Annotated in this window: 14 protein-coding genes; 6 read left to right on the forward strand and 8 right to left on the reverse strand. The window is 43.5% G+C overall.

The window, feature by feature from the left end; translation table 11 throughout:
• The first annotated feature begins 142 nt into the window (after positions 1-142).
• The 3 genes from NLX78_RS19025 (at position 143) to NLX78_RS19035 (ending at position 6,047) form a co-directional block, all read left to right on the forward strand.
• On the forward strand, positions 143-484 hold the full coding sequence (locus NLX78_RS19025; RefSeq protein WP_254327320.1) for a phage tail protein: 342 nt from the start codon (positions 143-145) through the stop codon (positions 482-484).
• A gap of 45 nt (positions 485-529) precedes the next feature.
• The gene (locus tag NLX78_RS19030) at positions 530-4,420 is read left to right on the forward strand and encodes an immunoglobulin-like domain-containing protein (protein ID WP_254351261.1); all 3,891 of its coding nucleotides are present in this window, start codon (positions 530-532) and stop codon (positions 4,418-4,420) included.
• Between the two features lie 232 nt (positions 4,421-4,652).
• Positions 4,653-6,047: an exosporium glycoprotein BclB-related protein gene (locus tag NLX78_RS19035; RefSeq protein WP_254351262.1), complete on the forward strand. Its 1,395-nt coding sequence runs from the start codon at positions 4,653-4,655 to the stop codon at positions 6,045-6,047.
• Between the two features lie 72 nt (positions 6,048-6,119).
• On the opposite strand, the gene nirD is transcribed toward NLX78_RS19035, so the two are convergent.
• Positions 6,120-6,449: a nitrite reductase small subunit NirD gene (nirD, locus tag NLX78_RS19040; RefSeq protein ID WP_061831122.1), complete on the reverse strand. Its 330-nt coding sequence runs from the start codon at positions 6,447-6,449 to the stop codon at positions 6,120-6,122.
• A gap of 39 nt (positions 6,450-6,488) precedes the next feature.
• Complete coding sequence (gene nirB / locus NLX78_RS19045) at positions 6,489-8,918, reverse strand: nitrite reductase large subunit NirB (RefSeq protein WP_254351263.1); 2,430 nt, start codon at positions 8,916-8,918, stop codon at positions 6,489-6,491.
• A gap of 343 nt (positions 8,919-9,261) precedes the next feature.
• On the opposite strand from nirB, the gene NLX78_RS19050 reads away from it, so the two are divergent.
• Genes NLX78_RS19050 through NLX78_RS19060 form a run of 3 tightly spaced genes read left to right on the forward strand, consistent with a single transcriptional unit; the run spans position 9,262 to position 13,267 of the window.
• The gene (locus tag NLX78_RS19050; protein ID WP_254351264.1) at positions 9,262-10,950 is read left to right on the forward strand and encodes a spore germination protein; all 1,689 of its coding nucleotides are present in this window, start codon (positions 9,262-9,264) and stop codon (positions 10,948-10,950) included.
• A 24-nt stretch (positions 10,951-10,974) separates the two neighbouring features.
• Positions 10,975-12,078, forward strand: coding sequence for a GerAB/ArcD/ProY family transporter (locus tag NLX78_RS19055; RefSeq protein WP_069292060.1), 1,104 nt, complete (start codon positions 10,975-10,977; stop codon positions 12,076-12,078).
• Positions 12,071-13,267: a Ger(x)C family spore germination protein gene (locus tag NLX78_RS19060; protein ID WP_069291034.1), complete on the forward strand. Its 1,197-nt coding sequence runs from the start codon at positions 12,071-12,073 to the stop codon at positions 13,265-13,267. The genes NLX78_RS19055 and NLX78_RS19060 overlap by 8 nt, the downstream gene beginning before the upstream one ends.
• Before the next feature lie 113 nt (positions 13,268-13,380).
• On the opposite strand, the gene NLX78_RS19065 is transcribed toward NLX78_RS19060, so the two are convergent.
• The 6 genes from NLX78_RS19065 to treC all read right to left on the reverse strand — a co-directional run bounded on the left by NLX78_RS19065 (position 13,381) and on the right by treC (position 22,421).
• Positions 13,381-15,423 carry a serine hydrolase domain-containing protein gene (locus tag NLX78_RS19065; RefSeq protein ID WP_254351265.1) on the reverse strand — a complete coding sequence of 681 codons (2,043 nt, stop codon included), beginning with the start codon at positions 15,421-15,423 and terminating at the stop codon, positions 13,381-13,383.
• 123 nt (positions 15,424-15,546) lie between these two features.
• Complete coding sequence (locus tag NLX78_RS19070; RefSeq protein WP_069291032.1) at positions 15,547-16,848, reverse strand: ATP-binding protein; 1,302 nt, start codon at positions 16,846-16,848, stop codon at positions 15,547-15,549.
• 1 nt (position 16,849) lies between these two features.
• Positions 16,850-17,590 carry a LytR/AlgR family response regulator transcription factor gene (locus NLX78_RS19075; RefSeq protein ID WP_254351286.1) on the reverse strand — a complete coding sequence of 247 codons (741 nt, stop codon included), beginning with the start codon at positions 17,588-17,590 and terminating at the stop codon, positions 16,850-16,852.
• Positions 17,591-17,800: 210 nt separating this feature from the next.
• On the reverse strand, positions 17,801-18,550 hold the full coding sequence (treR, locus tag NLX78_RS19080; RefSeq protein ID WP_165178918.1) for a trehalose operon repressor: 750 nt from the start codon (positions 18,548-18,550) through the stop codon (positions 17,801-17,803).
• 76 nt (positions 18,551-18,626) lie between these two features.
• The gene (gene treP / locus NLX78_RS19085; RefSeq protein ID WP_254351266.1) at positions 18,627-20,591 is read right to left on the reverse strand and encodes a PTS system trehalose-specific EIIBC component; all 1,965 of its coding nucleotides are present in this window, start codon (positions 20,589-20,591) and stop codon (positions 18,627-18,629) included.
• Between the two features lie 90 nt (positions 20,592-20,681).
• Entirely contained in the window at positions 20,682-22,421 is a 1,740-nt protein-coding gene (gene treC, locus NLX78_RS19090; protein WP_254351267.1) for an alpha,alpha-phosphotrehalase, read from the reverse strand.
• Positions 22,422-22,585 lie beyond the last annotated feature (164 nt).

Consider the following 22,585-nt stretch of genomic DNA (forward strand, 5'->3'; position numbering starts at 1 on the left):
AAGGAATAAAAAGGTGAATTTGATAGATGAACTGTAGTGCCAAATGTGGAATTCCATGATAATATCTATTCATTCTATGACTAATGTCACAAATTTGTTGAATTCGTGGGCCATTATTCGAATCTAAAAAGGAGTTGTAGGTATGAAGAAGCATTTTTGGAAGAAAGCCGCTGTTTTGAGTTTGTTAGCGGTCATTTTGTTAGGGGGAACGGCGATCAGTCCCAAACAGGCTCAAGCATCGACCGAACCTTATCTTGGGGAAATTACGATGTATCCTTACACGTTCGCTCCCAATGGATGGCTAAAGTGTGAAGGTCAGCTCTTATCTATTTCGCAAAATACAGCACTGTTCAGTCTATTGGGTACTAATTTCGGGGGGAATGGAACAACCACATTTGCATTGCCTGATTTGCGTGGAGCCTCTCCAATGCCGAATGTAGATTACTACATTGCAACCGTAGGAGGATTCCCGTCCCGTCCATAATGAAATGCTCAATGGTGTGCTACTTAATGAAGAAGAGGTGATGGCGTGCTCGAAGGCAATAACTTCACACGCAACAATTTTAAACCCTATCGCTTGCTGGTTCCATTGCTGCCATTCATCGGCGGTGCGTTCCTGCTGATAGGGACGAATGAGGTTCACGCTGCCAGTTGGGAAAATGTAGTACTTAACAAACCAGCCACATCCAGTGGCTATAGCCAGCCCTATGATCCCTCCAGAGCTGTGGATGGGTCAATCGGACCAACAAGCCGCTGGTATCAAGCCAGCAACGGTGAGAAATGGATTCAGGTCGATCTGAGAGACTGGTATATCGTAGATCGATACGTTATTACAGGTATGGGTGTCCATTATGGGTGGCATGATCAACGTGATCCATACAGTTTCCGATTGCAAACAAGCAGCAACGGAAGTAATTGGGTGACTGTGGATACCGTCCAGAATAATGGGAGCTCTAATGTTGAAAAGAGTATTACTCCTGTAACTACACGATACTTGCGAGTATATATTGATCAAGGAAATGCGAGAAACAATCAATGGGCTTCCATCATGGAATTCGCAGCTTATGGCGAGCAATTGCCCGTTCCACAGGCTCCGGGTCATTTTACAGGAACTAAAAATGGAAATACAGTAGAGTTAAGCTGGGATGCTGTTCCTTATGCAACTTCATACAAAGTCATACGAGATAGTGTAACGCTTTATTCAGGTAACTTAACTCAATTCATAGACACTTCAGCATTGCCCCCAGGTGAAGCAATTTACACGGTTCAGGCCGTGAATGCTAAGGGGGAGAGCACTCCCTCAGAGGTTAAAGTGAACATACTTACCGATGCCGAGAGAGTTGCACAGGCAAAAGCTGCTCTTGCATTAGGCTTCGCACCTGGAGATACAGCTGATTCGGTATCCCAAAAGCTGACGCTGCCACTCGCTGGGTTGAATGATACGACGGTGAGCTGGAGTTCGGATACTCCTGACATCATTACGAACGAGGGGGCTGTCACACGCCCGCAGTATGATCTGGGTGACCGAAAAGTAAAACTGACAGCAACGATTGCGAAGGGAAGCGCCTCAGATACCCAAACTTTTGAGGTTACCGTAGCGAAGATCACTGCTCAAGATACATTGAATCAAGCAGCAGACACCCTCTCGCTTGGCGATTTGTCTGCGCTAACAGAAAATATTTCTCTTCCTTTATCCGGTTATGGTGGAGCGCAGATCGAATGGTCCTCGTCTAAACCTCTTGTCATTGCAGCAGATGGAACACTCACCAGACCCTCCTATAACAGTGGAGATACGGATGTTACCCTAACGGCTACCCTGCAACTTGCAGGCTTAACGAAAACAAAGGATTTTACTGCACACGTACTCCGTCTGCCGATGAGCGACACTGAAGCCGTAGACGCAGCATACAAAGCACTTGAACTGCCGATAACGACAGTAACGGGAGACGTATATTTGCCAAAAGATGCTCTGAATGGTGTTCAGGTGTCATGGTCATCGAATCAACCCCAGTTCTTGGATCATACTGGGCATGTAACCTTCCCAAGCTATGTACAGGGCGATCAGACCATCACGCTGGAAGCAGTTGTATCACGAGGCGCGGTTGAGCTACGAAAAACATTTAGCCTGCTCGTGCCCGCACTGCCTGTAAGCGCTGATGAAGCCGTAAATTTGGCAGCAAATACACTGAATCTGGATTACCCGCAAGGGATTAAGGATTCCATCGCTCTGCCTCGTACAGGAGCATTTGACACCCAGATTGATTGGTCCTCGGAACAACCAGATATCCTCAGCGACAGCGGTCAAGTGAATCGGCCTAAATTTACAGATGGTGATGTGAATGTACAATTAATTGCCATTATTTCTAAAGGTGCAGCTTCTGTACAAAGAACATTCACGATCACCGTGCTGAAGGCATTACCGAATACACCTTACGTACGACTAAACGGTAGTAATCCAATTGTTCTGGAAACCGGCGATAGCTTCACTGATCCAGGAGCCAGCGTACTGGACAGCGTATACGGCAATATCCTGATCCCTGAGCTTTCAGGTAGCGGGAATGTCGATACAAATGTACCTGGCGTATACGTATTGAACTATGCTTATAGCGACAATGGGGGCTGGACGGCAGAACCGGCAGAACGCCGTATAAACGTGCTGCCTCGTGCTGTTACAGCTTCAGCAGGCAATGAGGATATAGCCTCAGTAATCGTTACAGGCGCGTTGCCGAGCGCAAGGCTTGAGTTGTACAATGCCCAGCAGGAGCTTATAGCGGAAGGAATTGCTTCGGGAGAGGGAAGGTATACATTTACACCTGTTCCTGAAGGAGCCAGCTACTATGTGCTGCAGAACGTAAATGGCATGAAGAGTGCTCCGTCAGGGCTAGTGTATCCGCAAGGGTTAACCGCGCAGCGCGTTGCGGATTCCATCACAAGCATAGCAGCTCCTACAACAAGTGATACACTGCTCAGGTTGCCTGTTGTACCTGATGGCTTCCGTGTGACCATCAGCAGCAGTAGCCAACCAGACATCGTGCGTACAGACGGAACTATTATTCAAGCAGATACTCCTTCCGTTGTAACTATCATGCTGGATGTTATGAGGGTAAGCGATGGTTCTCATGCTTTCACGCAAGCCATAGAAGTCACGGTCCCTGCCAAGGTAATTGCGAACACAGGCAAATCTAACAAAGATAAGAATGAGGATCTATCTGCTTTCGTACCACAGATCGGATTTTCCGAACAAGGGAAAGAGTTCTCCCTCTTTGTTCCTTCGCCGGCATTCCTGGATGAGCAGATACAGCAAGCACTTCGCGAAGGCAAAGCGTACGCAGACATTCGTTTGGAGCAGGAGAAGCAACTGAGTCGTGTTATCCTTTCTCATTCTTCACTGAATAAATGGGATAAGTTTGGTGCATCGGTAATATCCCGATATGGAACACTGTTGATATCCAGTGACACCTTAACCAGCATGGCCTCAGGCCAGCAGGATGTTACATTGTCATTCCAGCAGGCAGATGTACAACGTGCACAGCAGATCCGTGACTGGGCCGAGCAACAATCCAGCCTGACGCTGATGGGTCCGGTTACAGACATCAAAGCCAATGTGACTGGGACCTCGTCGATCATTCTACCGCTGGATAACGAATCCTTAGGTGAGTTACACAATACAGAGCCCCAGTTCTCCATTCTTGTTATTCATGAGAATGGTGAGCGTGAGATTCTAAAAGGGACTGCTGTAATGGATTCAAAAGGGATGTTGTCGGGTGTGAGTCTGAATACGACCGGGTTAGGTACCTTTGCCGTCGCCACAGACGCCAAGACTCAAACCAATAATGCCAGTGTGCAAAATGACCCAAGCAATTCGTCAGATCCACAAGTGCTAGCTCAAGTATGGCCGGATGTACAAGGCCATTGGGCAGCGAAGTCCCTGCAATCTCTTGCAGACAAAGGCTGGATACAAGGCTATAAAGACGGCAACATACGTCCTGATCGCGCTGTAAGCCGTGCAGAATTTGTAGCCATACTGACCAGAGCATTGGGAACTGCTGGAGACGAGAGCCCTTCTACCTCATTTACAGATATGCAGGGACACTGGGCTGGATCAGCCGTGGATTTTGCTCACCGTCAGGGATGGATTCAAGGGCTAACCGCTCAAACTTTCGCACCTGATGAGAGTCTTACCCGTGAACAGGCGATGGTGATCCTGTCACACGCGATGCAGAATCAGACATCCATTTCCAGCACTGCCGCACTGCAATCCTACAAGGATGAGCAGCAGATTGCAGCATGGGCCTCCGCAGCATTCCAGAATGCAGTATCCTCCGGTTGGATCAGCGGTTATCCAGATGGAACACTCAAGCCAAAAGCGGCTATCAGCAGAGGTGAGATGGCTGAACTGCTGGTACGTATTCTTAAATAAGACTTTTTAAGCTTCATAGACCAGATGAGTATACGCACATACAACGCGGCCTCCATGCTTTTTGGGGGCCGTATTTTTTTATGTATATTTTATGTACAAGCCTTTAACAATCATGTTTGCTTATTTATTCACCCTTTACGCTTCAGTAAATATATTATGAATATCTGCGAAGCGGGGCGATGAACCACCTGTCACCTCTACAGTAGGAAGAATGAGGAGGAGATATTTGAGCATGAAACATAAAAAACCGTTCAGGTTCAGTGGTGCTTCAAAAAAAGACGAAGACTGTAAACCAACAAGAGTAAATAGAAGTATCGAAGATCTTCTCAGACTGATTAATGAATTGACCGCGATCATCCCCATCGTATTCGCAAACCCCTCTGCGGCTAATGTATCTTCCTTGCAACAGATTTTAAGACGTTTGTTGTCTCTGGCGAAAAGCTTAAGACTTAGAGGCGGGGTTAAGGCAGACCTACTGGCAGCGCTGGAGCTTGCTATTGTTGCGTTAGAAGCTACACCCTTCTCTCCGATCGGCGTAGGTACTGCACTGCAACAATTGCTGGATGCCCTATTGTCCATCGTTTTACAAGAATCCCTCGATCCTGCTCTTAAAGATAGCTTAATCAGCGCGATCAGAATCGCTGGAAAGACGGTTAGCAACGTATTAGGTGAAACATACTTGTCAGGGGAGCCCGGTTTACAAGGACCTCCTGGACCTGCGGGACCCGGCGGTGCGCCTGGACCAGCAGGTGGACCTGGCCCACAAGGGCCTCCCGGACCTATCGGCGCCGCTGGACCTATCGGTGCGGCTGGACCAGTTGGCCCTGCCGGGCCTGCGGGGCCTGCCGGACCAGTTGGAGCAGCTGGACCTATTGGCGCCGCAGGGCCTATCGGGGCCGCTGGACCGGAAGGCCCTGCCGGACCCGTCGGCGCTACGGGTGCTGCGGGACCTGACGGGGGTGTGACAGGTGCCACGGGCGCTACGGGCGCGGATGGATTGATCGGGCCAGCCGGGGTCACAGGGCCGACCGGAGCTGATGGGCTGCCAGGCGCGGTTGGCGCTACCGGAGCCACGGGCACAGCTGGTGTTACTGGAGCGACCGGTTCGGGAGCCATCATTCCATTTGCTTCGGGTGGACCTGCTATCCTGACAACCGTTCTTGGCGGGGTGGTAGGAACTACCAGTTTAATCGGCTTTGGAAGCTCAGCAACAGGGGTTAGCCTCGTAGGCGATACCATTGACCTCACAGGTACACTTGTAGGACCTCTGATTAATTTTGCCTTTTCCGTACCACGGGATGGCGTAATTACATCTATTGCTGGTTACTTCAGTACAACAGCTGCGTTAACTCTCGTGGGTTCAACTGCGACGATTACTGCCCAGTTGTTTAGTTCCCCAACACCTAATAATAACTTCACAGCAGTTCCCGGAGCTATCGTTACATTGGCCCCTTCACTGGCTGGCATTATTGCTTTGGGAACGATCTCTAGCGGTATTACTACCGGGTTGGCTATACCGGTAACCGCACAGACTCGTCTGCTCCTTGTCTTCTCTGCAACAGCTACGGGACTTTCCCTCGTAAACACTATCGTAGGTTATGCAAGTGCAGGCGTTACCATTACCTGATCCGAGACGAAAAAAGGGCCCAACAGGATTGTTCCTATCAAGCCCTTTTTTATTTATATTCCATCAGACGAACTAAACTGTTTCGAGTGATACTTTTACTTCTTCTCCCTCTTCACAAACGGCGAATGTTTTAACTTGTCCGTGATCAGGCTCTTGAACGATGCCTGTCTGCAGATCAATTTTCCAGTCATATAAAGGGTCATAGATATAATGACCAGATACTATCGCCTCTGTAAGAGGGCCTCTTTTGGGATGAGGACTGACATTTTCAACGGCGTAAAGCTCATTCTCCGAAGTGCGGAAAACAGCAATTTCAGCACCTTTGATATGGATGGTACGCCCTATTCTGATCGGAAAATCCTTACTGTGACCGACGACAAGCCATTCGGCATTTTTGATCATTTGCTTGATCGCTCCCTTCCTCAGGCATTTTAGATACAATTACACAATAGACGGAGTGACAACCTCAAATAGATTTTTGCGTGTATCCTCATCATTGATAATCTTTTTCCACGGGTCTTCCACCTGTTGTAGTGCAAATTCGATGCGTTCTACTAAAGCTTGTCGATGATCTGTATCCTGAACGACAGCCTTCTGAATCTCTTCCAGACCGATCCGTTCCACCCACTCCGACGTGCGCTCCAGGTATTGTCCTGTTTCCCGGTAGAGTTGCATTACGCTACCTACAATATCAATCAACTCGGCATCGGTTTTCACTTTACAGAGTGAATCAGCCAACCGTGCTTTAATACCGCCATTACCACCGATAAAGATCTCCCAGCCCCCATCATTACCTACGATTCCGATATCTTTAGTACATGATTCCGCACAGTTACGTGGACATCCATTAACTGCTAATTTGAATTTTGCTGGGAAATCCAGTCGTTCGAATTTTCGTTCCAACACTTCTCCCATTCCCATCGAGTCCTGTGTGCCAAACCGGCAAAATTGCGATCCAACACAGGTTTTAACCGTACGAAGTGACTTCGCGTAGGCATATCCCGACGGCATATCGAGTTCTTCCCATACTTTAGGCAGATCCTCTTTACGGACACCGATCAAATCCAGCCGCTGTCCTCCTGTTACTTTAACGACCTTAACGTTGTATTTAAGAGAAACATCTGCTATCTTCTTCAAATCTTCTGGGGTCGTTACACCGCCGTACATTCTAGGAACAACTGTAAACGTTCCATCCTTTTGAATGTTTGCGTGCAATCGCTCATTTACAAAACGGGAATCTCCCTCATTTTCATAGGTATCCGGGTTAATCATTCCCAAATAGTAATTCAGCGCCGGGCGGCATTTGGAGCATCCTTCATCATTATGCCAACCCAGTACATTCATAACTTCACGCGTTGTTGTCAGCCCTTTGGTTTTGATCGCTTCCACAATCTCGTCCCGACTCAATGATGTGCAACCACATATTCCTTGCTTGGCTGACGTCTTGAAGCTGTCTCCAAGAACATATTGTAAAATTTGCTCAACGACTGGCTTACATCCTCCACAGGAACGCGTTGCTCCGGTGCATGCCTTAATTTCATCGACTGTGGTCAGTCCATTATCATTAATTGCATCCACAATCGCCTTTTTAGTCACACCGTTACAGCCGCAGACAATTTCATCATCAGCCATCGTTTCAGCGGATAATGTTTTCGCCCCGTGATTGCTACATCCAGTACCCATGATCTGTCCATATATCTCATCTGTCATCAATGTTTGCTGACGCACATATTTTTGAAGACTAGCAGATTCGCTCACATCGCCAAACAGTACAGTTCCAACAATCTTATTTTCACGAAGCAGCACTTTTTTGTATGTGCGCTTCCACTCATCCTTTGCAACAATCACCGTATGTTCAGGCTGGGTTATGAATTCGCCAGCTGAGAAAACATCCACCCCTGAAATTTTGAGCTTGGTAGAAACCACCGATCCCATATAACCTTCAGTTTCCGCGCCTGCCAAATGTTTGGCAATGACACTTCCCTGCTCAAACAGCGGAGCTACCAGACCATAACAGATTCCGCGGTGTTCAACACATTCCCCTACGGCGTATACATCCGGTACGGAGGTTCTCATCAAATCATCGACTACGATACCACGGTTCGTTTCCATACCACTTTGCATAGCCACCTGAATATTAGGCTTGATCCCGACGGCCATAACGACCAAATCCGCTTCTAGCTCGCTTCCGTCTGAAAACCGCAGCCCTTGTACCCGATCTTGACCATACACCTCCGCAGTTTGCATTTGCATAGCAAACTTGATTCCCTGGCGTTCTAGTTCTGCTTTCAGCATCGCAGAGGCTTCCCGGTCCAGCTGGCGTTCCATCAAATCCTCCATTAAATGAACGACCGTAACATCCATTCCCAGGTTGACCAAGCCTTTAGCTGCTTCCAGCCCTAACAGACCTCCACCAATGACAGCTGCCTTTTTAAAGGTCTTCGCTGCCTCAAGCATTGCCGAGCAATCGGCGATATCTCGGAAACCGATGACACCCGGTAATTCTTTACCCGGAATAGGCAGAATAAATGATTGTGAGCCAGTAGCTACCAAAGCTACATCGTAATCAATTTCCAGTCCGTCTTCGGTGTGAATCTTCTTGTTCTCACCGTCGATGCTTTTCACCATTTTTCCTGTAAACAAAGTAATCCCTTGATCCGCATACCATTGCAAATCGTTCAGTATGATATCATCAATCGTTTTACTGCCTTCCAGTACATAAGAGAGCATGATCCTGTTATAGTTCGGATGCGGCTCATTTCCCAGGACCGTAATTTCATACTTATCTGTTAATTTTAAAATTTGTTCGACCGTATTGATACCAGCCATCCCGTTCCCTATAACCACAAGTTTCTGTTTACTGTTTATCATATACCGGTTCCTCCATTCATTCGACGATACTCCCTATCCGACGACATCTCCTACGTTCCTATGAATATTGCTTATGCTTCTATTCTAATACAGCAGACAGAGCTATATGTGATTACAGTCACAATATAGTTCAAATTAAGAATATTTAGGGATTTCCCTATTCTATTTCAAGGGATAAAGGTAAGAAGCTGAAATCAAATTTCATAATATTAAATACATCACTTGCCCAATTCATCGAACGAATCTTTCCATTTCATGTGTAATTACAACCTTTATAAGGAATACTTTAGGAACAACTTGTATCTTAAGGAAACATGAATTGAATCGTATGGAGGTGATCATCATGTGGTCTAAAATTATTTCTTATATTCCAAGCTGGAGTACACTCTTTCAAGCAGGCCTCGCGTTGGTTATTCCTTTAGGAATTTATTATATAAACACATCGATTTATTCGTTTGTTGGCAGTAAGGGAGCAAAACCCAAACATTCTTCTGATCGTCCGCTTTCCGACGAACATAACGAAGGCGATGCTGATCAGCAGCATGAATCAAGCTCCAAAATTACAGGGAATTATGATTCCGATTTAAAGTTGATCCGAGAGGCTATAGGCGAAAATAGTGATGTGCATTTTCGTGAGTTTGTAGTAAAGAAATATCATGCTCGGTCCGTGTTAGTCTTCATAGAAGGTATGCAGGATGAAAAGCTTATGAGCAAGCAGGTATTGGAGGTCTTGATGTTCGAGGGCCAGCAGGACCCACAGCGCCCACAGGAACAGCTGGAAAGTATAAGTAACTCTTTTATAAAAGAAAACTTGATGCCACTTACGCAGATTAGTGAAGTTGCTGATATGGAGGACCTGCAGGAGTCTATACTTTTAGGCCATACTGCCTTATTAATTGAAGGTATGAAGGGAGCACTCCTGGTGGGCTCGCCCAATGGCGCCATTCGCTCCGTCAATGAACCAACCTCTGAAGCATTACTTCGGGGTCCCCGCATTGGTTTTACGGAGGTATTAAGTGAAAATACTTCGATGCTTCGACGCCAAGGCTTAAACAAAAGTCTGGAAATGAAGAAATTTCAAGTGGGAAGCCGAATCAAAAAAGATCTGGTTGTCGCGTATATAAAGGATATTGTGAATCCAGATCTCCTCGAAGAAGTAACCCGCAGAATTTCAAAGATAGACATGGATTTTTTGGCTGAATCCGGTTATGTGGAACAACTTATTGAAGACAATTATTTAAGTCCGTTCCAGCAGGCTCACAACACAGAGCGTCCCGACCGTGTCATTAATGCTTTGTTGGAAGGAAGAATAGCTATTTTGCTGGATGGGACTCCCTTTGCACTTATTGTTCCGGTGACCTTCAGTATGCTGCTTCAATCACCTGAAGACTATTATGAGCGCTGGATTCCAGGAACACTTTTACGGCTGTTGCGTTTTAGCGGGGCTTTTATAGCGCTTATGGGGCCTGCTTTGTACATCTCTTTTATATCGTTTCATCCCGGTTTGATTCCGACCAAGCTGGTCATTAGCATCATCGAAACCCGTCAAGGCGTCCCCTTCCCATCCGTCATTGAGGTTATGATTTTAGAAATCTCTATCGAAATCCTACGGGAAGCCGGCATTCGCTTGCCCAAACCCATTGGTCCTGCGATGGGTATTGTGGGAGGCTTGGTCATCGGCGACGCTGCTGTAAATGCAGGCATCGTTAGCCCCTTCCTGGTAATTGTGGTTGCGGTTACTGCCATTTCTTCGTTTTCGATACCGACATACAGTGCGGGCATTACCTTGCGTCTTTTGCGTTTCGCCGGCATGCTCTTTGCAGCCATCCTGGGCATGTTCGGAACTATATTGTTCTTTCTGTTAATTTGTATCCATCTGACGAAATTAAAAAGCTTTGGCGTACCGTATGTAACGCCCTTTTCCCCTATGCGCCTAAGCGATTGGAAGGATATGTATATTCGAGCTCCTATATCTATGATGAAAAAAAGACCTCTTATGATGAAAACTCAGCAAACCAAACGTAGGCCATGATGCCAAGACGAAGGAGGAGCTATGGTGTTTAGACGCTCTGATGATAAGATCACAACCAAGCAGGCGGCTGTGTTCCTGACCAATACTGTATTGGGCGCAGGGATTTTGACACTGCCGAGAGGTGTAACTGAAAAGGTACAGACTCCTGATGCATGGCTTTCTGTCCTTCTCGGTGGATGTATTGTCATATTGGTCGTCTGGCTCATGGTGAAATTAAGTCAACAGTTTCCTGAAAACACCGTGTATCAATATTCCAGAAGAATCGTGGGCACAATTCCGGGTGGATTTTTAAGTGTGTTATTGATTATATATTTTTTAATCATCGCCGGCTTTGAGATTCGGGTTTTAGCTGAAGTGACCATGTTTTTTCTGCTGGAAGGCACTCCGATCTGGGCGATTGTGATTCCATTCATCTGGGTAGGAAGCTATTTGGTTTTTGGCGGCATTAATCCCATCGCTCGGCTATACCAGATTGTACTTCCAATTAGTCTTTTTTTTCTGCTGCTCTGTTTTGTCTTTAGCTTAAGGATTTTTGAGATTGATCATCTTCGTCCTGTACTGAGTGAGGGGATTTTACCTGTCATCAAGGGTCTGAAATCGACTATTCTTGTTTTCTCTGGATGTGAAGTCGTCATGACACTGGTCGCTTTTTTACAATACCCTGAGAAAGCATTAAAGGCCATGGTAGTCGGGATCAGTATCCCCTTAATTTTGTACTTTTTGACCGTAGTTATGGTGATCGGCGGGTTATCGATGGACTCCACTGTGACAAGTACTTGGCCTACCATCAATTTGATGCGCAGTTTTGAAATCCCCGGTTTTCTTTTTGAGCGGCTTGAGTTTCCTCTGCTAGTGATCTGGATGATGCAAATGTTTTGTAATTTCTGCAGTTTCTTCTTCAATGCTTCCCTAGGGGTCTCACAGGTGTTCGGTCTTAAATATCGTTATGCGATTTTTGGCTTAATCCCAATTATTTTTATCTCTACAATGACTCCTGTTCGTATGATGGAAGTGTTTAGTCTAGGCGATGCGATCGGATACATGGGAATCGTTATATTTGTTCTGGTTCCGGTACTTCTCTCCATCGTGTTCATAATCAGGAAGAAGGGAATGAAGCAAAATGTGTAGACGCCCTATGCTATCCTTGCTGCTTGCTTTCATTCTACTTATAACTCAAGTCGGTTGCTGGAGCAGCAAAGAAGTAGAAGAGCTCAGCATATATACAGGACTGGCTCTGGATAAGGGGGAGCTTACTCCATTAGAGCAGAATCTGGAAAAGAAAGGTAGTCGTTACTTCAAGAAAAATAAAATTACCGCCAGCGTACAAATCGTCCCCAAAAAATCATCTGGAAGCACAGAGCAGCAAGGCGGTGGCGGACAAGGACCAAACTATGTCAATATAGCAGCCACCGGGGATTCTTTGCTTGAAATCTTTCGACAACTCTCTCTCCGTTTGGATCGCCCGGTTATTGGTCACCATCTAAAGGTCATGGTGGTTGCCACCGATTTGGCGAAAGAACAGACGATGCAGCAATTAATGGATTTTGTGCTACGTGATAATGATATTCGCCCGAGTTGTTTGGTCTTCTTAAGCAAGGATCGAGCAGCTAGCACTTTAGTTACCAAATATGAAGACGAGGTCCCATCCATTCATATTTTGTATATGCTTCGTAACCATTTCAGAACCAGCAAGGTAATGAGGGGAGTCAATTTGTCTGAATTGGATGGATTAATGCATTCCAAAAAAAGCTATATATTACAGAACATCACTGAATCAGATGGAGAATTAGAATTTTCAGGTGCCGGGATTATTAAAGGAGATACCGGTCACTGGATAGGTACTTTGGGACAACAAGACGTGGAGAGTATTGGATGGATTACCGGTGATGTTAAAGGTGGGGCTGTCAAAACGTATGACAAGCGGAATGAAGCCATCACTTACGAAATCAAATCGGTAAAAAGCAAAATAACAACCAAGGTGACCGAGGGCAATGATATCTCGTTCCATGTAAAAATTGAATCTAAAGGACGTCTAATCGAAAACTGGGATGATAAAGCGGACCCGACTGAGACACGAAACATGAAAGAGGCTGAGAAAGAGTTTGAAGAACAAGTGACTCGCAGGGTTAAGTCTGTTATGCACAAATTACAGTCAGAATATAAAGTCGATGTTGCCGGTTTTGGTGATCATTTGCATATCGAGAAACCTCAGGTGTGGAAAAAAGTAAAGGATGATTGGGATTACAAATTCAGCAAAATCCCCGTAACCTTCGATATAAAATTATCTATTACGGATTTAGGCTCATCTGCTGAATGAAAAAGTCGAATTGGCCTTATATAAAGGCCAATTCGACTTAAGATTCGCGGTTATCTACTTAACCTTCCAACGCTGCAACGGTCGTTCCTGAATTTCCAGAAGCGGCTACACGCTTAATTCAAATTGATTTTAAATACATCCCCTGCATTGCCACCCAAAACAATCAAGCCACCTTTGGGCAGTACAACCGAATTGTTATTGCTAGCAGTTGAAAATTGTACAACCGCTCCGTTTTCATCATAGACAGCGAACCCTCCGCTTGTTGGAAAATCAACGGTCATCGTTTTATTGGCTGAGTTTTTATCTATTTTATACCATGTGGCTTGGCCATTAGATGGTATGGTGTACACTGACTTTCCTCCCAAGATAGGTTTAACAGCATCTTCACTGATATAGGATTGTCCATCTATGGTTAAATACTCCGAACCATCCTTGGTATAAAAATTCAGATCAAATGCATCTCTTCCACTCATAACAGGAATCTCAACGGCATTTACTGCTTTATTCTCATCCACAATTTTAGTACCACTTGCGTATCCATCATGATCAAAGGATATTTTTTTCGTTATAAATGAGGGGGCCAGATAAAATATGGAGGATATCTTTTCATCCAAAGCATAATAATTTTTCCCGTTTCTGTTTTCCCATGCCTTTTTAACTGTGGGATTTACAGGATTGGCATCTAGCTTTTGATATTCATAAGTCACCATAACCATTTGACCTAATCCCGGAAAGTTTAAATATAGGTTAGCCTTAATATACGTTTTCCCGTTTTTTTGTTTGTCAAAGCTTATGGCTACACTGCCATCATTGCTTTTGAATTGTCCATTGCCTGTATACACATATTTTTGCGCCGGGACGAATCCATCCAAGAAAGCAGGTAAATCAAACTCACCGTTTTTAATCTCTACATTGATGGTTGTACCCACAGAACCGTATAATCCCGAATAAGAAAGTAAATCAGATGGCATTTCCACTTTTACAGGAGGCTCAAATGTTTTCTCCGGTATGATGTCTTTAATGATGCCCTTATCTTTTAAAACTTCCAATAAAATGTTAGAAGCAAAAATACTATCTAAGATGGAAGACCCTCCAGATGAAAGCACAGCCATAGAAATATGATGCTCTGGTATGGTGATCAAAGTAGAGTGATACAAAACAGTATCCCCACCCTTGGATAACGCAGTTATTCCGTAATCACTAAACGGTGCCAACTGAACCGCATCCCAACCAAGTCCATAATTAAAGCTGTTTGTCTCTTCAGGTACCCATATTCCATTTCGATATTCATGACTTTTCATGGACTTCGCCGATTGTGCAGACAGAATATCGGGTCTGTTCCCCGTTAATACTTCTGAAAACATAGCCATCTCTTCTGCGGTGGAGTATAAGCCCCCTGTCCCGATGACATTGGCATTTTCAACCGGTAAAGCTCCCTCAATCGCAGGAAAATAAGTTTTGGACAGCTTTTGTCTATCAAATTGATCGAGAGGTGTTTTGGTAGATTTCAAACCTAAAGGTGTACTAATATGCTTTGCCAGGAAATCGGTGTAACTTAGACCGCTCACCCGCTCAACCAATATTTCAAGCAATTGAAATCCATCATTGGTATATACGGAATATTCGCCAGGGTTTGATTTTAAAGTTTCTGATTGCAACCTTAGCAAGAGCTCATCATGATTTTCTGTATCATTGTCATTAAATAACATACTATTTTTATAGTGAGCACCGTAAAGACCTGACGAATGATTTAACAGCATACGGGGTGTAATTTGTTTGTATCTTTCATCAGACATTTTAAAGTCCTTAATGTATGTTGTTAGCGGCTGATCAATATCTACCTTATGGGCATCGACCAGCATCATCGTTGCAGCAGATACATACATTTTGCTTGTAGAGCCTATACCGAACATCGTATCTTTGGTGATCGGCTCGTTGGTTGCTTTATTCTTTACACCCACGCTATCCGATAATATAATGTTTCCTTGGTCCATAATGGCATACTGCACACCGCTAACACCGTATTTGGATACCAGCTCCGAGGCTAGACTGCGAGCCTTTTCCTTGATGGGTTCAGCAGTGCCTTGAGCAAAAGTATTCGTCATCGGCAGTACAAAAAGCATAGCAGAAACGAACACAGCTATTATTTTCTTCATTCCATATTTCCTCCTCTTATAGCTTCACCAGTCTTTATTACTGACCTGATCATACAATGAACGAGGATTCTATATAAAAAAACACCCTTAAATGTAAAAAACAATCCCTAAACAACATAATGTCTAAGGAATGTCTTTATAAAATGGCAATAAAACCATATTATTGAATACTTTATTTTTCGTTTCAATGGTCATATTCCCACCATATTTGTCACATATTCTAGATATATTGGTTAAGCCAATACCATGAAAATCCGGATTTGATTTTTGACTATGCAAATGAGCCACTTCATTCTCCACATGATTAAGGATGTGAATGAAAAGCGCAGACTCATTGGAATGTATTTTAATAAGAATGTACCTGTCATCGGCAATCTTGACCTTTTTAGATGCTTCTATGGCATTATCCAGCAAATTCCCTAGAACTACACATAAATCATAACGCTCAATATTTACTTTCTGTGAATATAAGTGAAGTTGGGTATCTATCTTTATGCCATTGGCTTGCCCAATATTAAGACTATTCGTGACAAGGGCATCTATAACCAGATTACCGGTATTAACCCTTTGATATGCTCCTTCGATTTTATTTAAGGTAACCTTAATATGTTCACTTGCCTCTGCCAATTCATTTCTCTTGATACATTCTTCAATATACAAAAACTGTTGGTGTGTATCATGAATGATTCTTTTTATATTTTTGAAGCTGTGAACCGTTTTTTCGTAGTTAGCATCTTGGTAGTCCATCTGATGTTGTAATTGAGCATTTTCATGCATTAATTGAAATTTTTCAATGACATTATCAAAAATATATATGATAAAAACATTTAAGGAAATAAAGCCAATAATAGAACCAAAATAATACATATTCTTTTCACTATAAACAGATAAAACATTGACCTGGTATAAACTTATGATGGGAACGATTAGAAATAAAATATAGTAACGATGCTGCAAAGGGAAGGTTCTGCGTTTGGCAAATAGCCGTATAATCTGAATGACAGCAAACATGATAATGCAGCTGAGTAACATAACCTTAGAGAATATCAAGTGATCTTGTCCACTCAAATGGCTAAAGTTGCTAATTTTAACGGAGCCTACAGCATATAAAATATAAAGAGATATAAAATTAACGATGGTTATCAATACAGCATAAAGAATAGAAAAAATGATCTTTGTCTTTATTTCCACTGTATACGATTGCGCTAAACTAAATATGACAAGTAATGCTAAAATCGAAGATACCGCAGGAGTCAAATAAACACTTAAATATAAGGAATTCAGCAACCCAAAAATAATGAAGTACACGAATCTGTTCGGCTTTCGATTGGACTTATCAAAAACCGAGTTAAAGTAAAAATTCACTTGGAAGCACATAACAAGGACAACGCAAAGATTAAGAAGCAGGGAGTTATATTCCATCATATTAATGCATCTTCATGATCATAAATTTGGTATATAAATCTTTAACTTCTTTTATTTTAGAACGCCCAATAGGTAACTTCACATCATTTGACATCAAAACATCACTGCCAGCAAATTTTTTCACATGAATTAAGTTTATAATAATCGAACGATGAATTTGTAGAAAATTATGTTCTTTTAATGCTGAAGCATAGTCCGAAAGAATCCCTTTGCTATCATAGGTTTGAGTAGAGGTTACAAAATGCAGTTTGTTTTTTATGGTTAAGCTTTTGACCACTTCAATACTAATGATATCATCATATTTTAAAAGCACTTCCTCATAAGCTGACTTGATGATAACGAATTTTTTATCGAGAGATTGAAAATATTGACACAGCTTTATCATTTTTTCCTCAAAGATATGGGGAGCAATCGGTTTTATTAAATACTGAAATGTGACTACGTCAAAACTTTCCACCATATATTCAGGGTAGCTCGTTAAAAAAACAATCTGTTCATCCAGGTGATTTAAACTCCTTATTTTTTGGGCGGTTTGAATTCCGTTCATGCCATTCATTTCAACATCCAATATTAAGATATGGAATGGAGACTCATGGTTTTGATAATGAGATACCAGCTGTTCTCCGGAGTCGAATAATTCAACTTTAAATTCTATACTGGTCTTTATCGACAAAGTAATCAGCATATTTTTAACAAGTTCTCTCTGCTTGTGCTCATCATCGCAGATAGCCACTCTATACATAAATAACATACACCTCGTTCCCATTGCATTGATCATGGAATTGTATTCTAAACAGTATATAACCTTTTAATATTCAATAAACAGCTTTTGGATAAAACGCAAATTCAAATCCCTCAAATGCCAGTATACAAGCTGCTCAGCAGTTGCATCCAAGGTAAAAAAGAAACCCTCGTCTTAAAAGACGGGGTTTCTTAACTATTTTATTGATCGTTATTTTAAAAAATCTGCTCTCTTGTCTTCACCGTGGGAACGTCTGGCAAAGTCAATAAATTGGAATTTGTCTAGCCGATGCCTTGACTCGGTATACTGGAACAACGTGGTGTCTTCCAGATAAACATAGTTACGTACTACGACCACATGAGTGTAGTTCTGAAGGTCCATCAGCCTATGATCTTCTTCGTCTGCATTTTCTACAGAAACCACTTTTTTGGCATAACTAATTTGAAGATGGAGCTCTCCCTCCAAATATTCGTAGATGGACCCACGACTAATTTCCTCGGTAAGCACAGGTACAATGTCTGATCGAAAGTAATCTTTATCCAGTATGACGCATTCACCTTCAATCTCACGCGCACGAATAACTTTCCAGACCAAATACTTGTCTTTGTCAATCTCAAGATGATTGGCTATGTCATCTGGAACTGGAATTAGCTGATTTTCATGTACAATGGTTCGTGATGTACGCCCAATTCGTTCAGACATTTCCTTGAAACTGACCAGTCCTCCTATAGGAAAATCCATCCGTCCAATATCCAGAACAAAAGATCCTTTAGCTTTTATTTTATGGATATACCCATTTTGTGCAAGCAAGTGAAGTGCTTTACGTACGGTTTCACGAGAAGTGTTATACTCTCTGGCCAGTTCATTTTCAGATGGCATTTTCGTGCCTGGAGCCAATTCGCCTGTCTGGATCTGTCCCGAATAATCCTGATAAATTTGCAAAAATATATTCTTTGTCAATTTTCATCACCACGTTCATTGTAGCATTCTTTCACTTCCCTGTTCACTATAATAGACTGTGCGAATTGAATCTGAATTAATTCCTATGACCTGATGAAGAATTCAAATGAATTCTCATTAAGGTATACTGCAAATGGTCTGCCTCACCTGGCAGTTCCTCAACCGATTCAATCATACTCTGACCATCCGGGACAATGACTGGTGTAATGACGGGATATCCGGATTTCTGAATCAGATCACGGTCAAATTCCATCAGTAGTTGTCCTTGCTCCACGGTTTGATTGGTCTCCACATGCATGGTGAATCCCTCACCCTTCAGTGACACCGTATTGATCCCCACATGTACCAGAATCTGTACACCTGTCGAATGCTCCAAAATCAAGGCATGCTTGCTTTTCATCATGATATGAATAACTTTTCCCCTGAATGGGGCAAGAATCTTGCCATCCTTCGGTTCCACTGCAATACCTTGCCCCATCTGCCGTTCGGCAAAAGCCGGATCAGGAACCTGCTCCAGTGGCACAACATGTCCCAGTACCGGAGTCTTTACTTCAAGCACATCCAGTGCAGAATTTTGACCGCCCGATTCTTTCTGTACGGAGTCGTTAGCTGGTGTAGCTGGAGTCTGACGGCGCTTATTTAGCAGTTTTCCATACATAAAGGTTAAAGCAAATGGCACAATTAACACGATCGCCATCCCGATGAAGAATACACCCCAGTTGTTTGGGAAAATAGACAAGAAGCCTGGAATCCCGCCCACACCAATGGAAGAAGCCATCACATGATTTACGGTGAGCAGTATACCTGCAATACCGGAACCGATCATTGCGAATACAAACGGATATTTATATCGGATATTCACCCCGAATATGGCAGGCTCGGTTACACCCAAAAATGCAGACACTGAAGAGGTAAGAGCCAATCCTTTTCCCTTTTGCTCCTTCAATACCAGCATCATTGCCAGTGCTCCGGCACCCTGAGCGATATTGGACAGCGCCAGCATCGGCCAAAGGAATGTTCCACCCTGCGTACCAATTAATTGCACGTCCACCGCCAGGAAAGTATGGTGCATTCCCGTAATCACGAGCAAGGAGTACAAGCCTCCATAAATCAGGCCTCCCAGCGCAGGAGCCAAATCGAAAACGTATACAAGACCAGACGTAATAGCATTACCAATCATAAAAGTAACCGGACCGATCACTGTAAAAGCCAGAAATCCCGTTATTAATAATGTAATCGGTGCTACAAGTAACAGTTTAAATGAATCTGCTATCTTCTTATTTAGGAATTTCTCAATGTGCGCGAGCACGTAAGCGGATACTAAAACGGGTAAAACCTGTCCTTGATAACCAATCTTGTTCACTTCCCACCCAAACAAATTCCAAACCGGAACGGTTCCTTTGGTAACAGCATCTGCATAACCGTATGCACTTAGCAGATCCGGATGAACCAGAATCAAACCCAGTACGATCCCGAGTAAAGGACTGCCGCCAAACCGGACCACAGCCGACCATCCAATTAAGGCAGGTAGAAATGTAAATGCGGTGCTGGCAATGGTGTTAATGATAGCAGCAAAGTCGGTCCATTGAGGATAGACTTGAACCAGAGCCATACCTTCGAAGAAGATTCCCTTGCCAGTCAAAATATTATTTATTCCAAGCAATAAGCCTGCAGTCACGATTGCGGGCAAGATGGGGATAAAAATATCTGCCAGCGTCTTGATGGCACGCTGAATTGGATTTTGTTTTTTGCTTGCCGCATTTTTGACATCATCTTTAGAAGCCCGACTACCTCCTGTAATGGAGATCATTTCGTCATATACCTTATCCACCAGACCTGGGCCAATCACGACCTGATATTGTCCTTGTGAAGAAAATTGGCCTTTGACCAGATCATTTTGTTCAAGTGCATCTTTATCAACCAGCTTATCATCATAAAGGGCAAATCGCAGACGAGTTACGCAATGCGTAGAGGCCTCTATGTTGTCTTTGCCACCAACGGCTTTTATAATGTCTTCTACCTGTGATCTTTCAATCGCCATTTAGCCCACTCCCTTAACGTTTGCTCATTTTAAAGTAGCAACCCCGGTTATCAAAATAACGTGCCCGGGGTGCTACTAGATGTCTCCATACTATTCACTAAGTCTACGAACAATCCACATATATGAAGCATATGGAGTTAAAGAGATCACTTGTTTTAGCTCTGGGGCGTGCTGGGTATTACCAATTAAGAGCTCAGCCGCATCCAACGCTTGATTTATTAATCGTGAATAAACTGAATCCGGTATACGGAATTGCGCATCCTGTCCGCTAAAATTAGAGATGACGATCAAAGTCTCCTCTTCATTGCTGCGTTGATAGGCGTAGACCTGAGGATGAGCTTCGTCCAAGCGTTGATAATTACCATCGGTAATGACCTGCACCGTTTTGCGCAAGTGAATCAACTTACGGTAATGGTGATAGATAGAGTTCGGGTCCTCTAACTGATCCTGAACATTAATCTGTGGATATCGTTCATCTACCTTAATCCAGGGAGTGCCTGTAGTGAAGCCCGCATTGCGAGTGCTATCCCACTGCATCGGTGTCCTCGAATTATCACGAGACCGCTCTCGAATGATATTCAATGCTTCTTCTGCACTTTTGCCTTGCTCCTGTAAAATACGATACATATTCAGAGATTCAACATCCCGAAACTCTTCAATGTCTGCCCATTGCGGGTTGGCCATCCCAATTTCTTCACCTTGAAATATATAAGGTGTACCTTGAAGACCATGTAGCGTGGTTGCCAGCAGCTTGGCGCTTTCCGCATGGTATTGGCCATCATCCAAAAAGCGAGAGATTGCTCTTGGCTGATCATGATTATTAAAAAACAATGCACTCCAGCCGCCACCCTGTTGCATGCCCGTTTGCCAATCCGAGAATAGCTTTTTCAGCATTTCAAAATCATATGGCATGAGTTCCCACTTCTGTCCATTTGGGTAATCCACCTTTAAATGATGAAAATTAAAGGTCATAGACAATTCTTTTCTCTCTGGATTGGAATAACGGATGCAGTGCTCTAGGGAGGTAGAGGACATCTCACCCACAGTGACGCTGTTTTGTTTGGCAAATACTTTCTCATGTAACTCATGAATGTATTCATGCACATGTGGACCGTCCGTATAATATTTACGTCCGTCGCCAGGAACCGTGCTCCCATCATCATTCGAGAATTGTTGATCTTTGGAGATCAAATTAATGACATCGAGCCGGAAACCACTGACTCCCTTCTCAGCCCAAAATTCCAGCAGATTGACAACTTCCTGACGGACTTTGGGATTTTCCCAGTTTAGATCCGCCTGAGTCTTATCAAATAGTGTCAGGAAATATTGGCCTGTTGCCTCGTCATATTGCCAAGCAGGTCCACCAAATTTGGAAACCCAATTGTTTGGTGGTCCACCATCGGGTGCTGGATCACGCCAGATATAGTAGTCCCTATACTCACTATCCTTAGAAAGCCGTGCCTCCTGAAACCAGGCATGTTCTGTGGAAGAATGGTTAACCACGATGTCGATCATTAAGTACATCCCACGTGCCCGGATTCCCTCGCTCAATTCTTCAAAATCCTGCATGGTTCCATAATCAGGATTAATCTGGCAATAATCGGCTACATCATACCCGTTATCACGTTGTGGTGAGACATATACAGGCTGCAACCAGACAATATCAACACCCAGTTTTTTTAAATAATCCAGCTTTTGCGTCAGTCCTCTTATATCACCGGTTCCTTTGCCCGTCGTATCGTTAAAACTTTTGGGATAAACCTGATAGACAACTGATTTACGCCACCAGTCTTTATCTTGAGGAATTAAAGTCTTGTTCATTGCTTCCATTCATGCTCATTCCTTTCTTGCGAAATGAAGTAGCGTAAAAATAATATAACGCTTTCAACATCTTGTATATACAAGATTAAGTCATGTATATACAAGTTGTCAACAGCTTTATCTATTAAGGTAATACCCGTTTTGCAGCTAAATGATCAGGAGACTCATCCATT

The organism is Paenibacillus sp. Lou8.1 (genome assembly GCF_024213565.1).
Classification (GTDB): domain Bacteria; phylum Bacillota; class Bacilli; order Paenibacillales; family Paenibacillaceae; genus Paenibacillus; species Paenibacillus polymyxa_B.

Coding starts and splice junctions, on each gene's coding strand:
- NLX78_RS19060 (WP_069291034.1), top strand. CDS start 12,071: ATGTGTAGACGCCCTATGCTATCCTTGCTGCTTGCTTTCATTCTACTT.
- treP (WP_254351266.1), bottom strand. CDS start 20,591: ATGGCGATTGAAAGATCACAGGTAGAAGACATTATAAAAGCCGTTGGT.
- nirD (WP_061831122.1), bottom strand. CDS start 6,449: ATGATCAAAAATGCCGAATGGCTTGTCGTCGGTCACAGTAAGGATTTT.
- NLX78_RS19025 (WP_254327320.1), top strand. CDS start 143: ATGAAGAAGCATTTTTGGAAGAAAGCCGCTGTTTTGAGTTTGTTAGCG.
- NLX78_RS19075 (WP_254351286.1), bottom strand. CDS start 17,590: ATGTATAGAGTGGCTATCTGCGATGATGAGCACAAGCAGAGAGAACTT.
- NLX78_RS19035 (WP_254351262.1), top strand. CDS start 4,653: ATGAAACATAAAAAACCGTTCAGGTTCAGTGGTGCTTCAAAAAAAGAC.
- nirB (WP_254351263.1), bottom strand. CDS start 8,918: ATGATAAACAGTAAACAGAAACTTGTGGTTATAGGGAACGGGATGGCT.
- NLX78_RS19070 (WP_069291032.1), bottom strand. CDS start 16,848: ATGATGGAATATAACTCCCTGCTTCTTAATCTTTGCGTTGTCCTTGTT.
- NLX78_RS19065 (WP_254351265.1), bottom strand. CDS start 15,423: ATGAAGAAAATAATAGCTGTGTTCGTTTCTGCTATGCTTTTTGTACTG.
- treC (WP_254351267.1), bottom strand. CDS start 22,421: ATGGAAGCAATGAACAAGACTTTAATTCCTCAAGATAAAGACTGGTGG.
- NLX78_RS19050 (WP_254351264.1), top strand. CDS start 9,262: ATGTGGTCTAAAATTATTTCTTATATTCCAAGCTGGAGTACACTCTTT.